At 56.8% G+C, this 12,390-nt stretch carries 16 protein-coding genes; 2 read left to right on the forward strand and 14 right to left on the reverse strand.

From position 1 onward, the window contains the following. Window positions 1-57 precede the first annotated feature (57 nt). From KNP81_RS01875 to KNP81_RS01890, 4 genes are all read right to left on the reverse strand, one after another. Window positions 58-1,353, reverse strand: a complete 1,296-nt coding sequence (locus KNP81_RS01875; RefSeq protein WP_214717841.1) for a methyl-accepting chemotaxis protein — start codon at window positions 1,351-1,353, stop codon at window positions 58-60. Window positions 1,354-1,476: 123 nt separating this feature from the next. After that, the gene (locus KNP81_RS01880; RefSeq protein ID WP_214717843.1) at window positions 1,477-1,800 is read right to left on the reverse strand and encodes a hypothetical protein; all 324 of its coding nucleotides are present in this window, start codon (window positions 1,798-1,800) and stop codon (window positions 1,477-1,479) included. A gap of 10 nt (window positions 1,801-1,810) precedes the next feature. Beyond that, window positions 1,811-2,638 carry a GNAT family N-acetyltransferase gene (locus tag KNP81_RS01885; RefSeq protein WP_214717845.1) on the reverse strand — a complete coding sequence of 276 codons (828 nt, stop codon included), beginning with the start codon at window positions 2,636-2,638 and terminating at the stop codon, window positions 1,811-1,813. Window positions 2,639-2,696: 58 nt separating this feature from the next. Continuing rightward, window positions 2,697-3,182: a hypothetical protein gene (locus KNP81_RS01890; RefSeq protein ID WP_021066569.1), complete on the reverse strand. Its 486-nt coding sequence runs from the start codon at window positions 3,180-3,182 to the stop codon at window positions 2,697-2,699. Window positions 3,183-3,338: 156 nt separating this feature from the next. Between KNP81_RS01890 and KNP81_RS01895 the strand changes: the two genes are divergently transcribed. Beyond that, the gene (locus KNP81_RS01895) at window positions 3,339-3,836 is read left to right on the forward strand and encodes a hypothetical protein (RefSeq protein WP_138859046.1); all 498 of its coding nucleotides are present in this window, start codon (window positions 3,339-3,341) and stop codon (window positions 3,834-3,836) included. A gap of 32 nt (window positions 3,837-3,868) precedes the next feature. On the opposite strand, the gene KNP81_RS01900 is transcribed toward KNP81_RS01895, so the two are convergent. The 3 genes from KNP81_RS01900 to KNP81_RS01910 all read right to left on the reverse strand — a co-directional run bounded on the left by KNP81_RS01900 (window position 3,869) and on the right by KNP81_RS01910 (window position 6,077). Further along, complete coding sequence (locus tag KNP81_RS01900) at window positions 3,869-4,168, reverse strand: putative quinol monooxygenase (protein WP_214717847.1); 300 nt, start codon at window positions 4,166-4,168, stop codon at window positions 3,869-3,871. Beyond that, the gene (locus tag KNP81_RS01905; protein ID WP_214717849.1) at window positions 4,165-5,118 is read right to left on the reverse strand and encodes a DMT family transporter; all 954 of its coding nucleotides are present in this window, start codon (window positions 5,116-5,118) and stop codon (window positions 4,165-4,167) included. The genes KNP81_RS01900 and KNP81_RS01905 overlap by 4 nt, the downstream gene beginning before the upstream one ends. A gap of 98 nt (window positions 5,119-5,216) precedes the next feature. Continuing rightward, entirely contained in the window at window positions 5,217-6,077 is an 861-nt protein-coding gene (locus KNP81_RS01910) for a YitT family protein (RefSeq protein ID WP_214717851.1), read from the reverse strand. 163 nt (window positions 6,078-6,240) lie between these two features. Here KNP81_RS01910 and KNP81_RS01915 point away from each other — a divergent pair, with 163 nt between their 5' ends. Further along, window positions 6,241-7,155, forward strand: a complete 915-nt coding sequence (locus KNP81_RS01915) for a YitT family protein (RefSeq protein WP_214707187.1) — start codon at window positions 6,241-6,243, stop codon at window positions 7,153-7,155. Between the two features lie 31 nt (window positions 7,156-7,186). On the opposite strand, the gene KNP81_RS01920 is transcribed toward KNP81_RS01915, so the two are convergent. From KNP81_RS01920 to flgN, 7 genes are all read right to left on the reverse strand, one after another. Next, window positions 7,187-8,242, reverse strand: a complete 1,056-nt coding sequence (locus tag KNP81_RS01920; protein ID WP_251130226.1) for a GGDEF domain-containing protein — start codon at window positions 8,240-8,242, stop codon at window positions 7,187-7,189. A 99-nt stretch (window positions 8,243-8,341) separates the two neighbouring features. Further along, a complete protein-coding gene (gene csrA, locus KNP81_RS01925; RefSeq protein ID WP_021066562.1) occupies window positions 8,342-8,569 on the reverse strand; it encodes a carbon storage regulator CsrA in 228 nt (75 codons plus the stop codon). Continuing rightward, the gene (gene fliW / locus KNP81_RS01930; RefSeq protein ID WP_214717854.1) at window positions 8,569-9,006 is read right to left on the reverse strand and encodes a flagellar assembly protein FliW; all 438 of its coding nucleotides are present in this window, start codon (window positions 9,004-9,006) and stop codon (window positions 8,569-8,571) included. Before fliW ends, csrA begins: the two co-directional genes overlap by 1 nt. 15 nt (window positions 9,007-9,021) lie before the next feature. Then, a complete protein-coding gene (locus KNP81_RS01935) occupies window positions 9,022-9,543 on the reverse strand; it encodes a DUF6470 family protein (RefSeq protein ID WP_353048065.1) in 522 nt (173 codons plus the stop codon). Window positions 9,544-9,546: 3 nt separating this feature from the next. Beyond that, window positions 9,547-10,476 (reverse strand): flagellar hook-associated protein FlgL, encoded by a 930-nt coding sequence (gene flgL, locus KNP81_RS01940; RefSeq protein ID WP_214717857.1) that lies wholly within the window; start codon window positions 10,474-10,476, stop codon window positions 9,547-9,549. A 6-nt stretch (window positions 10,477-10,482) separates the two neighbouring features. Next, a complete protein-coding gene (gene flgK, locus KNP81_RS01945) occupies window positions 10,483-11,976 on the reverse strand; it encodes a flagellar hook-associated protein FlgK (protein WP_214717860.1) in 1,494 nt (497 codons plus the stop codon). Between the two features lie 12 nt (window positions 11,977-11,988). Beyond that, on the reverse strand, window positions 11,989-12,345 hold the full coding sequence (gene flgN / locus KNP81_RS01950) for a flagellar export chaperone FlgN (RefSeq protein WP_214717862.1): 357 nt from the start codon (window positions 12,343-12,345) through the stop codon (window positions 11,989-11,991). Window positions 12,346-12,390 lie beyond the last annotated feature (45 nt).

Raw genomic sequence — 12,390 nt, forward strand, 5'->3', positions numbered from 1 at the left:
CGACAAATAAAAAATGAGGAGCATTATCTCGAATCAGATAATCCTCCTCATTTCACGTTATACGTTCGACACCTTCACTTGTTCCGTCTCATTCTGCAAACTCTCCGCGACACGAACGAGCTCCGTCATCGCGCCGTTCACTTCACCGAGACTCGCCGCCTGTTGGCTCGCCGCTGACGTGACTTCCGTCGCGTAGCGTGACGCCTCTTCGACCATGCCGGCGATGCCGGCCGAGTTTGTGACGACCGAGTCGATCTGGCCACGCGACTCATCTAAGAGCGCATCGACCGAATGGACGTGGCTGTACACTTCGTTCGCCGAGTTGTGGATCGATGCGAACGCACCGCCCGCCTTCTCGACGAGGCCGACGCCCGTCTCCACTTCCGCTTTCACGTTCGCCATCGATGACGACGTGTCGCCAACCAAACGTTTGACGTCAACAATCAAATCCGTGATCTCTTGCGTCGAGTTCGCCGTCTGTTCGGCGAGCTTTTTGACCTCGGCCGCGACGACTGCGAAGCCGCGTCCATGTTCGCCGGCCCGGGCCGCTTCAATCGACGCGTTCAAGGCGAGCAAGTTCGTCTGCGCCGAGATATCGCTGATGACGTCCGTAATGCGCGAGATCTCGCCTGTCATTTCCGTCAACTTGCTGTTGAGTGTCGATGATTGCTCGACCTTGCCGGCAATCGCATGCATCGCATCGACCGACGACGAGGCGAGGCCTTTGCCGCTCTCCGCTTCTTGTTGCATCTCATTTGCCGAATTCAAAGCCGATCCCATCTCATTACGGATGTTCTCCATCGTCCGAGCGACAGCACCGAGCAGGTCCATCGAGCTGTACGTCGCGTTGACGTTGTCTTCGAGCATTTTGTTCAAGGCATCCATCGCTTGACGGATATTCTCACCGGCGACGTTCCCTTCTTGGACCGCTGCCGCAATCTCTTGCGCCGAACCGGTGAGCTGGTCCGCCGTATAGCGCATGTTCGTCCCTTGTTCACGAAGGTGTCCGACCATATTGTCCATCGACAGAAGCAGACGGCCCATTTCCGAACGGTCTGTCGTCGTCTCGTCCGCAAATACGACTGTCAAGTCACCGTTTCCGACCTCGACTGCCTTGTCCGAAGCCAATTCGATGGCCTTGAGCGGACGGCGGGCAATCAAGTAAATGACAGCTCCACCTAAACCTGAGATTAGTAAGGCCACGGCTGTCCCGACGAGCATGACCTGTCCTTTCGCCATCTCAAGCTCGGTGAGCAGCAAGAGCGTGATCCAGCCGACCGCTCCGCCCGTGATAAAGGATGTGACCAAAATCCATGCGAGCAGTTGGGTCGTAAAGTTTTTGAATAGCTTCACTATGAGTTCCTCCTCTGTGTAATTCATCACCTACTATATCGTCCGAATTTCAGGTTTTGTATAGCGTTTTCAGTTGAAGTTTTGGTCAATGAAAAAACGCTCTCGTCTCCGAGAGCGTTCACTTTAAAAACGATCGTCTTCTTTTGTCATGTACATTTGTTCACGCGGTGTCATGAGCGCGTCAATCGCGAGAGCGGTTGCGGCCACCCAGTGCAATATCATGCCAAGGAACGGGATGACCCCGAGTACCGAAGCTGTGATGCCGACGATTGCCCCGACTGATATTCGTTTCAGCCGCGACACCGATAAGACGAGCAAGATGATATGGAACACGAGCATGAACCCGAGCGGTGTGTAGCCCATGCTGATGATGAACAGCCCACCGAGTGCTGGGATGCCGAGAAACGCCTCAAAGGCGGCCCCGAGCCATTTCAAATTCCGAACCATTTATCTCACCTCACAGTTCTAATAGATAGAACTCATAGCCGCCGTTTTCCGCAAATCCGGCCCGCTTGTAAATCTCGAGCGCGGCCTTGTTCTCCGTCTCGACGTCGAGCTCGAGCTTCGTCCGGCCCATGCGGAACAGTTGCTGGACCATCTGCTTCAACATCTTCGTGCCGTAGCCCTTGCCTTGCTCGTCCGCCTTGACGCCGAACGCATGGATGCTGCCGGCATCTTCACCCGAAAGAAGAGCACGAATGATTCCGACAGGACGACCGTCGACCTCGCCGATGTACGTGACCCGGTCCGGCGTGTCAATCTGTTGATAGATGTTCTCCGTCACGTCGAGCGGGTCGCCGAACGCCTCACTGAGCGTCTCGATGATGAGCGAACGGTCCGCTTCCGTCGCCTCGCGGAGCGATACCTCAGTTGGTTTCAAGAACAGCTCGGCTTTTTTGAGAACCAAGTTGTATTCCGAGAACTGGTACGCCGCGCCGAGATGGTCGATGACCGCCTTGCCGTCCTTCGACTTTCGGTCGATGACGAACGTAAACGCCTCACAGCCGTTCTGTTTCGCGTCCTGCTTCGCCGCCTCCAACAGCGCCGTGAAGACTCCTTGTTTCCGGTAGTCCGGATGCACGAGCGCGTTCACTTCATACTCGTTCGGGAGATACGGGAAGAGCATCATATAGCCGACGAGCGTGTCACCCTCATAGACGGCGTAGTCGTTCTGGCCGACCGCCACGTGCCCGAGTTTCACGTCAATCTTGTCGTATGCATTGACCGCTGCCTCGAGCGCGCCAACCTGTTCTGCCTGTCTCACTTCTTCTACTGTCCAATTCATGAAATCACCTCACGTCATATTGTAGCATAACCGAAAAAGCCCGCCGTAGCGGGCGGACTCATAACGTCCGGAATTCGAGCTCCGGGAGCGTCTCGAGCAATTCGGCGATCTCGTCCGTGTGCGCCTCGGCACCTGGGACGGCCTCGGTCGGTTCGACCCAGAAGAACGTCTTGTCGCTCGCACCGAGGTAGTTGCCGTAGCCAACTTCCTGGGCGAACGCCTCTTCCGATAGTTCACGGTCAATCAAGTCCAAATGGAACAACAACTGGTCGTCGCCATCCTCGACGTTATAGTAAAGGTCGAACGTGCCGTAGCTGTTCTTGTCGCCGACATCGACGACGTCCTGCGCCTTCTCGATATAGACGTCCCCACGCTCGATTGCCTCGACGATTTTCGACGGGAGGATGATCTCGTATCCGAGCTCACGGTCACGGATCGTCTGCGTCGTATCGTCCGTCCGTCCCCGGGACGAGACGACACCGACCGTTGCGACGAGGGCACCCGTCACGCCGAGCGCGACCGCCCATTTCATTGTTTTGTTCATATGGATTCACTCCTCTTTTGTCTTGCCATGAGATGATTATCGCACAAAATGACCCTAAATCATTAAATATTCTGAAAAAATGTTTGGGGATGCGTTGACGCACGTTCCGCAATCCCATACGATAAAAGTATCGCATTATAGAAAAGAGGAACTGACATGTCAAATGAACAACAATTGTCACGTGCACAGCTCGACGCGCTCTTAAAGAACGTCTTCGCCCTTCAAATCCCGGTCATCGAGAAGTTCATGACCGACCTATTCAAAAAGTACGTCTCGACGGCGTCCACGTTCAAACAGGACATGGACACGATGAAAGCGACAGAATGGCATAAGCAGTTCTTCGGTCAGAAAGTGATGCCGCACTTGTTCATCGAGAACCTTGGCTTCGGCGCGTCGTTCCGTCATCAGGAGCAAGACAAAGTCGTCAAAATCCCGGACAATATGACAGTCGTCAAACCGGACTCGGACGACCAGATTGAAGAGATTCTCCAAAACCTCGACAAGACGATGGCGTCGATGGACAACATCAAAAACAAGGGACTCGTCAAAAAGTTCTATAAAGAGACGCTCGAACTCATCTGCCAGCTCGGTAGCCGGACTGGGATGATGGACGAGTTTTATGAGCAAGTCAAAGGCAGCTTGACGAAAGCATGACCTTTCATCCACGTCCACGGACGTGGATTTTTTTAATGACCGTCCCGCGGCTCGAACACCGCCAAGCGCTCGATATTGGCCAGAATCGGCCGTGCCTTCCCAATCAACGTCTGCGTCGTCTCGAGCGACAGCGATTGTTGATGCGCCTCGTTACTTGCCCATACCTCATAGACGACAATCGACTCATCGTCGAGCGAGACGTTCACCCGGTATGTTTCGCACGTCGGCTCTCGTTCCATCGCCGTCGCCGCCTCGAGCAAAATCGCGAGCAGCGTCTCGCGCTCACCTGGTACGGCGGTCAGTTTTCCGATCAATCCATAGGAGATGTTCATCCCTCCTTGTCATATCGATTCGTCACTGGTACGACAGTCTCCTTTACGTTGAATTGGCTACGACTATGCAACACGACCCCGACCATGACGAGCGAGATGCCGACGAGCGACAGTCCGGACGGCAGATGCGCCTGCAGGAAAATCAACTCGCCGATGAGCGCGAACAGCACCTCGAGCGCCTGGGTCGCCTCGACCGTGGCCAGTCTCCCCATATCGTGCTTGACGAGGTCGGTCGCCTTGAAGAAGAGCACTGTCGCGACGACGCCCGATAACAGGGCGACGAGAAGCGTCTGCGTCAGTTGAGAGTTCGTAGGTGCCCCCGTCGTCAGCCCGTAGCCGAACAACAGGAGCCAGACCGGGAGTGAGCCGATGCACATGCCGAGGATGCGTTCGAACACGTCAAGGTCGGTGTGGGCCATCATCTTCCGGTTGCCGAGCGGATAGGCGAACGCGGCAATCAATACCGGCACCACCCCAATCCATAGAAAACGCGGCTCGAAGTCGGCGAGGAACTCGACTTGCATCAAGACGACGCCGAACAGAATCAATCCCGAGAAGCGGAGCGCCGTCCACGGAATCCGCTCTCGCGTCCCGTCACTCCTACGGAACAGCGGTGACAACAAAGCCCCGGCGATGATCGTCACTTGCCACGTGCCGGCGATGAGCCAAGGCGGGGCAACCTCGGCGGCGAGACAGATCGGGACGTAAAACAGACCGAAGCCGACCGTCCCCCAGACGAGCCACGGCCACGGCTCGTCGACGATGGCGTGGCGCACCCGGGTCATGCTACCCCGGACGGCCACGACGACCATGAGCAGCGGGATCATGAACAGGAAGCGGAGCGAGGCGCTATACGCCCAACTGCCTCCGCCGACCTGCATCGATTCATTCAAGACGAACGTGCTCGCGAAAAACAAGGCGGCGAGTACACCTAATAACAGCGGACGCATACGGTCTCTCCTTTCTGAATCCCCACTTGTTCCCTATCCGTCCCGCATTTCCCTGCTTCTACAAAAAAAATCAAGCAGCCGCGGCTGCTCGATGTGAATCAATGGATATCGCGTTTTCGGAAATTCCCGCCTTTGACCTCGGACACCTCGTACACGACGACGAACGCCTCGGGGTCGACCTGGTTGATGATCTCTTTCATCTTCCGCTCCTCAAGCCGGTTGATGACGCACGTGATCTCGTAATAGCACTCTTTTGAGTACGCACCTTGAATCTGGTTGAGCGTCGTGCTCCGACCGAGCCGGTCGCGAATCGTCTCGACCATGACCTCAGGCGCGCCCGTGATGATCTTGAACGTCTTCGCACCGCTCAGTCCCTCCTCAACGATATGAATCACTTTCGAGGCGATGAAGTAGGCGATGGCCGACAGCACCGCTCCTTGCAGGCCGAACACCGTCGAGACGACGATGAAGACGAACACGTTCAAGAAGAGAATCAAGTCGCTCGTCCCGAACGGCAACTTCCGTGATAACAGGACGGCCAGCATGTCGATGCCGTCGAGGGCGCCCCCGTTCCGGAGCGATAGCCCCATCCCGAGCCCGAGGATGATCCCCCCGACGACGGTGACGAGCAGCGTGTCCCCATCGATAATCGTCGGGACGTGGTGCATGATGAGCGTCCCGACCGATAGCGAGGCGATGCCGGTGACCGACAGGATGGCGAAGCTCTTCCCGATCTGCTTATAGCCGAGATAGACGAACGGGATATTGAGAATCCCGAGGAACACGCCGAGCGGGAGACCCGTGAGTTGGGAGACGACGATGCTGATCCCAGTGATGCCCCCGTCCGATACGCTGTTCGGGATCAACACCGACTCGAGGCCGTACGCCGCGATCATCCCGCCGATGATGTTCATGATGATTTGAAAGCCCATGAGCCAGGCTCGATTGTCACGTTTCATGAGTAACGTCCTCCTTTTTGTTTTAACTTTCCTAGTCTAACATAAAAAAATAGTAGAATAACATCTTCGGTGTCGATGAAAAACTTGTGTCAGATTCTCTGCCGCTTCTGCTTCATCCCGTGTGAGGTTTGCTATACTAAAAAGAAAAAGGGAGTGACCCCCGATGCAGCGTCCACCGATGCCTTCCCCGACTCCGGAGGAAGTGCTCCGCTTGAAACGTGTCCATAACCCGATCAAACCGACCGAGCTTCTCGCCAAGGGGCTGCTCCTGTTGCTCGGCGCCTTCATCTTCGCGGTCGGGCTCGAGGCATTCCTCGTCCCGAACCAGATCATCGACGGCGGCATCGTCGGCGTCTCGATCATCACGTCATATTTGACCGACACGAAGCTCGCCATCTGGCTCGTCTTGTTCAACATCCCGTTCATCTTCTTCGGCTATCGCCAAATCGGGAAGACGTTCGCCGTCGTCACGTTGTTGGCGATTACGCTCATGTCCGGCTTCACGATCTTGCTCCATTCGGTCGAGCCGTTCACTGACGATTTGCTGTTGTCGACCGTGTTCGGCGGCTTCTTGCTCGGCGCCGGGGTCGGGCTCGTCATCCGGGCCGGTGGGTCGCTCGACGGGACCGAGATTTTGGCCGTATCGTTCACGGACCGGTTGCCGTTCTCCGTCGGTGAGATCGTCATGTTCTTCAACATCTTCATCCTCGGAATGGCCGGGTTCATCTTCAGCTGGGACCGGGCCATGTACTCGCTCCTCACGTATTTCATCGCCTTCAAGACGATCGATATCGTGCTCGAAGGAATCGATCAGTCGAAGGCCGCGTGGATCATCACCACCTCACCCGATGACGTCGGTCAAGCCATCATGGACCGACTCGGCCGGGGTGTGACGTATTTGCACGGGGAAGGCGCCTACACCGGCGACGGCAAGAAGGTCGTCTTCACCGTCATCAGCCGACTTGAAGAGACGAAACTGAAAGACATCCTCGACGACTATGACGAGAAGGCGTTCCTCGCCATCGGCAATATCCATGACGTCCGGGGCGGCCAGTTCAAAAAGAAAAATATCCACTAAAAAAATCGGCCCCCCGGGACCGATTTTTTGTTTATCCGATTTTTGCTTGATCGCGCCCGCTCGTCTTCGCCGCGTAAAGGGCGGCGTCGGCCCTTTCGAACACGACCGTGCCCGGCTCGGCCCCGGCGAGCGATGCCCCGAGCGAAACCGTCATCGGGATGTGCATCCCTTCAAACGAGAACGGGGTGTCGCGGATGACCTTGACGATATCGTCCGCGATCAACCGGACGTCACCGGCATCCTCGAGCACCATCAGAAACTCTTCCCCGCCGTAGCGCCCGACGAAGCCGTCCGGCGGACAGTTCGCCTGTAACGTTTGACCGATGTGGTGAAGCGCTGCGTCACCGGCTCGATGACCATATGTATCGTTCAACTGCTTGAACCGGTCGACATCGATGACGAACAGCGCCCAAGGGAGACCAGACATCTCGACCTCGTTCAAACGTTCGAGCGTCATATAGCGGTTCGGGAGACCCGTCAGCTCGTCAATCGTCGCCCGCTGCGCGTGCAGCCGGAACATGCGCAGGTGCGTCTCAATCTGTTTCGCGACCCAGTAACACATCCAGCCACCGAGGAACGTCATGACGAAATACGGCAAGAACACGGTCGTGAACGCCTGAATCGGGACGTTGCCAGCAATTCGAAACAAGACGAGCACGGCCCCGAACACGAGATAGGCCGAATACAAGTGACCGCGTCGCATCACCAGTCGATTTAACACGAGCGACAACACGAAGAACAAGCCGAGCGTGCCGAACGAGCGGATGAATTGGTCGGTCATGCCGTCGAGACCGAAGCGACCGAGAAGAGTCAACCCCATCGTGACGGCGACTCCGACCGGTCCGGCATAGGCGCCTGAGAGCGCGAGCGGGATAATCCGGAGGTCGACTCTTGCCTCTCCGACTTGAAACGAGTTGACCGTCAACAGTACGGCCGCGAGCCCCATGGCGAGACCAAACCAGATGCGGACCGCATAAGGAGAACCTGCCTGAATCGGCAACAGCTGGCGCATGAGATACAGGGCCAGTGATAAAACGAGATAGATGATACTGGCATTGATGAAAAAGATGTTGATGACTTGACCCAAGCCTTGTCCTCTCCCGCCATTTCTTTCCTCCTATCCTATCGTACAAAAGTGACGCATGTCACCCTATCCAAATTTTAGGACAGCTAAAAAGCCGGAAGCTCACGCTTCCGACTTGTTTTGCATCATCTGTTTCATCAAGTTGGCGCTGTCGCGGGCCGATTCGTTCTCGGCCTGCATCTGGACGTACACCTCATGACGATGGATGTCGATATGGCGCGGGGCGTCGATGCCGAGCTTGACCTGGTCGCCTTCGATGGCGAGCACGGTGAGCGTCACATCGTCCCCGATATGGATGGCCTCGCCTTGTTTTCGTTTCAATACGAGCATCAGCGCACCTCTTCTTTCTGACCGCCGAGCGGGAACCGGGCCGGGTAGACGTCATCCAAGATGACTTGCTTCCCGCGGCGCTCTTTCGTCTCGATGACGATTGGGGCCTTCAAGTTGAGCGTCGAGGCGTCGAACGGTTCGCGGAGCGTCACGATGGCATACACCGAGACGTGTTCCGCCTCATCGATGCCGAGCTGCTCTTTCGCGCCGTCGGTCAACTCGAACGCATAGTCCGACTTGTGCCAGAACGGGTTCGTCACGACGAAGGCGCAGGCCGGGTCCTCGAGCGACTGGAGCGACCAGAACGGGAGCTCGTCGCCGTACGGGATGAGGGCGAACGTCTTCGACTCCGGGAACCCGGGAATCTCGCTGACGAACGAGATCGTCTCGTCTTCATTTACTTCGATCTTGCCAAAATAGTCTGTCTCAATGAACATGGGTTATCCTCACTTTCAACGCGTCTCATCATACATGCCACCGACCGGCCACATCTCGAGCGATGCCTGTTGACGGAGCGAGATGTCCGTCGTCCATGGCGTGAACGAGATGTCGGCCGGGGTGAGTGATACATCAATCTGTGCCGGCGTCAGGTTCCACTCGATTTTGACATCCGCCGGCGTATACGTCAACTTCACGCGGTCGAGCGACTTCGGCATGAAGTCCATGTCGACGACCGGGTATGGGGCGCTCGTCTTCTCCGCGGCCATCGCGGCAATCGGGTTGCCGTTCTCGATGCGCATGAGCCGGTCCCCGTCCCGGGCCGTGCTCGATGTCGCTTCTCGGGCTGCCTGCTCCCCGAGCTGACCGAAGTGGCGGCCGAGCTCGAGTGCTGCCTTCAAGTTGCTTTCACTGCGCGCGACCGACGAGTCGACTTCGAGGGTGCCTTGTCTCGTCTGTTGGGTCATCTCGACCTTGCCTTGCGTCATCGACACATCGGCCCTCCCTTGCCGCATCTCAAGCCGGGCGATATCCATCGCTTACCGGAGGAAGTCGAGGAGCGTCGGTTGGATGATCCGGGCTCCGGCCGATAGCGCGGCCCGGTGCACCGTCTCGTGAGACTTGAGCTCCATGATGACTTTTTCGATGTCGATGTCCTCGTTATCGGACATGATCGTCTTGGCGATAATCTCATGTTCTTGCAGACGGTTATCGACGAGTTCTAACCGGTTGGCACGCGCCCCGAGCTCGGCCCGCTCCGTAATCAAGTTTTGGGCAATGACATCGAGGTCAGCGAGCTCGTTCGAGAGCACTTCCCCAGATGTGTTCGGGTCGGCCAATTTCGAGACGAGGTCGTGGAGTCCAGCGAACACATCGCTCCCGAACACCGTCTCCGGCTGCATGTTCACTTGAACGGTGATGCCTTTCGATACTTCGAAGGCGACTTTCCCGCTCGCGGCAGGTGCCCCGCCTGGGTAGATGCTGTTGACGTCCCCGTTCGGGTCGGCAAGGAACGCCTTCAAGGCGTCCATATCGACGAGCGGCTGGTCCGTCTTCGTGCCGTTGTAGATATATTTCTCGCCCGACTTCGCGTTCGCGAGCGAGCCGAGATGTTCAATCAACTGATTGACCTCACTCTGGATGATTTGACGCTGCGACGACTCGTACGTATCGTTGGCCGCCTGTGTCGTCAATTCACGAATCCGTTTGACGGCTTCCGTTACTTCGTTCAACGTCGAATCAGTCAAGTCCATCCAGCTCGTCGCCTCGCTGACGTTGCGGCGGAACTGGTCGACCTCGCGCACCTCGGTCCGATAGCGCATGCCCTGCATAGCGACGACCGGGTCCTCGGACGCCTTCTGAATCCGTTTCCCGCTGATGAGCTGTTCCTGGACTTGGGCGAGCTTGTTATAACTGCTCGATAAATGTTTCAAGTTCGTCTGTGTGAGCATCGTCTGTGTGACTCGCATCAAGCATTACCTCCCTACGACACCCATGCCGTTGATGATTTTGTCGAGCATCTCGTCGACGGCCGTGATGTTGCGGGCCGCCGCGTTATAGGCGTGTTGATATTGAATCATCATCGTCATCTCCTCGTCGAGCGACACGGCGCTCACCGCTTGGCGGCGCTGGTCCGAGCTCGCCATGAGCGCGAACGTGCTCTTGGCGAGGCGTCCGCTCTGGTCGGCGGCGACGGCCATGTTGCCGATGACGTTCTGATAGTATTTGCCGATCGACGTGTCCGTCTGGACCGACCCGTCGAAGCTGAGCGTGGCCGACTTCAAGTTTGCCAAGGCGAGGGCACCGCTACCGTCCCCGATATTGCCGTCTTTAGAAGCGGCGATCAAGTCGAGGTTGTTCATGACGGCGTCGCTCACTTTGATTGTCGCAGCGCTCGCCGTCCCTTCGAAGAAATTCGCCGTTCCGGCGTTGCCTTTGGCGTCCATGTTTGTGCTATGGGCGGTGTTGAACGCCGAGGCGAACTTGCCGGCCATCTCGTCCAAGTCTTTCAGCATCGTCGCGTAGACGCCGTTCACGCTACCTGACTCTGGCGTATCCGTGCCGTACATCTCGACGAGCGCTTTCCATTTGCCGTTCGGCATCGTGGCGTGCGTGAGGGCCACGTCGGTCCCGCTCGCATCGGTCATATCGAGACCGTCGAACGATCCGACCGTGCCGTTGATGCCGTCGACGAGTTTGTGGTCGACGCCATTGATCGAGACGATGATGTCGATGCGGCCCTCAGCGACTTTTTGTGAGTTACCGCGCGACTCCCCGTTCGTATAGTCGACCGGGACGCGTGTGAAGTCCATGTATTGGGCGAGCTCGTCCATATAGCGGTCACGTTCGTCATACAGTTCATTCGGAAGCACGCCGAGTGGCTCCGCATCCCCGATTTGACGGTTGACCTGACTGATTTTCGTCATCAAGTCGTTCACTTTCTTGACGACGACGTCACCTTCTGAGGCGAGGTCGGCCTGCACTTTTTGGAGCGAGGACGACATGTAGTTGAACGTCTCCGCGAGCGTCATCGCCCGTTGGCGAACGACACTACGTGCGCCGGCATCATCCGGGTTGACCGACAAGTCTTGGAGCGAGGCCCAGAACAAGTCGAGCGATTTGGCGAGTCCTGTCTCGGAAGGCTCGTTAACGATATCCTCCATCCGACCGAACGCCGCCTCTTTCGTCGCGTAGTAGGCGTTCTTCACCGACTCGTCGCGGTATTGCTGGTCAATCATCAAATCGCGGATTCGGGCGAGCGTCTCACCGCGTACACCAGTCCCGAACTGCCCGGCCTTCGTTCCCCCGAAGTTGACGCTGAGTTGTTCGGTCATGCCGAGTGACAAGCGTTGACGCGAGTAGCCCGGGTTCGAGGCGTTGGCGACGTTGTTCCCTGTCGCCTGGAGCGCCCATTGGTGCGTCGTTAAACTGCGGCGCGCCGTTTCTAATCCCATAAATGTTGAGCCCATCAAACTTCCTCCTTATACATCCCGGCTGAACGAGCGCGTCTCGAGCGCCTGTTGACCGTACGTGAAATCATCTGCCTCTGGCATGAGCATGTCCAAATGCCATTCGATATACCGGAGCGACTGTTCGAGCAGGACGGCGTTCAATTCATTCTGCCGTTTCAGCTCGAAGAGAACCGGTCGTAACGCTTCCTTCTCTTCATCGTCCAAAACGAGCGTTCCTTGAAGTCGTTCCGCTTCTTTTTGTTTGATTTGTCGGACGAGCGTCGCCTCTTCCTTGACGAGCGCGCTGAAAGCAGGCATGTCGCCGTTGACGAGCAGCCGTTCTTTGTCATAAGCCAGTTCGAGCAAGCGTGTATGTAATGTGAGCATAAGTCTCTCCTTTGTCCAAAAAAAGAGCCGACTAAAGAAAGGGTG

Origin of the sequence: Exiguobacterium sp. s149, assembly GCF_018618395.1 — a bacterium.
GTDB lineage: Bacteria > Bacillota > Bacilli > Exiguobacteriales > Exiguobacteriaceae > Exiguobacterium > Exiguobacterium chiriqhucha.

Coding starts and splice junctions, on each gene's coding strand:
- KNP81_RS01910 (WP_214717851.1), bottom strand. CDS start 6,077: ATGAAACGTGACAATCGAGCCTGGCTCATGGGCTTTCAAATCATCATG.
- KNP81_RS01895 (WP_138859046.1), top strand. CDS start 3,339: ATGTCAAATGAACAACAATTGTCACGTGCACAGCTCGACGCGCTCTTA.
- KNP81_RS01900 (WP_214717847.1), bottom strand. CDS start 4,168: ATGAACATCTCCTATGGATTGATCGGAAAACTGACCGCCGTACCAGGT.
- flgL (WP_214717857.1), bottom strand. CDS start 10,476: ATGCGAGTCACACAGACGATGCTCACACAGACGAACTTGAAACATTTA.
- flgN (WP_214717862.1), bottom strand. CDS start 12,345: ATGCTCACATTACATACACGCTTGCTCGAACTGGCTTATGACAAAGAA.
- KNP81_RS01915 (WP_214707187.1), top strand. CDS start 6,241: ATGCAGCGTCCACCGATGCCTTCCCCGACTCCGGAGGAAGTGCTCCGC.
- fliW (WP_214717854.1), bottom strand. CDS start 9,006: ATGTTCATTGAGACAGACTATTTTGGCAAGATCGAAGTAAATGAAGAC.
- KNP81_RS01935 (WP_353048065.1), bottom strand. CDS start 9,543: ATGGATATCGCCCGGCTTGAGATGCGGCAAGGGAGGGCCGATGTGTCG.
- flgK (WP_214717860.1), bottom strand. CDS start 11,976: ATGGGCTCAACATTTATGGGATTAGAAACGGCGCGCCGCAGTTTAACG.
- KNP81_RS01885 (WP_214717845.1), bottom strand. CDS start 2,638: ATGAATTGGACAGTAGAAGAAGTGAGACAGGCAGAACAGGTTGGCGCG.
- KNP81_RS01905 (WP_214717849.1), bottom strand. CDS start 5,118: ATGCGTCCGCTGTTATTAGGTGTACTCGCCGCCTTGTTTTTCGCGAGC.
- KNP81_RS01890 (WP_021066569.1), bottom strand. CDS start 3,182: ATGAACAAAACAATGAAATGGGCGGTCGCGCTCGGCGTGACGGGTGCC.
- KNP81_RS01880 (WP_214717843.1), bottom strand. CDS start 1,800: ATGGTTCGGAATTTGAAATGGCTCGGGGCCGCCTTTGAGGCGTTTCTC.
- csrA (WP_021066562.1), bottom strand. CDS start 8,569: ATGCTCGTATTGAAACGAAAACAAGGCGAGGCCATCCATATCGGGGAC.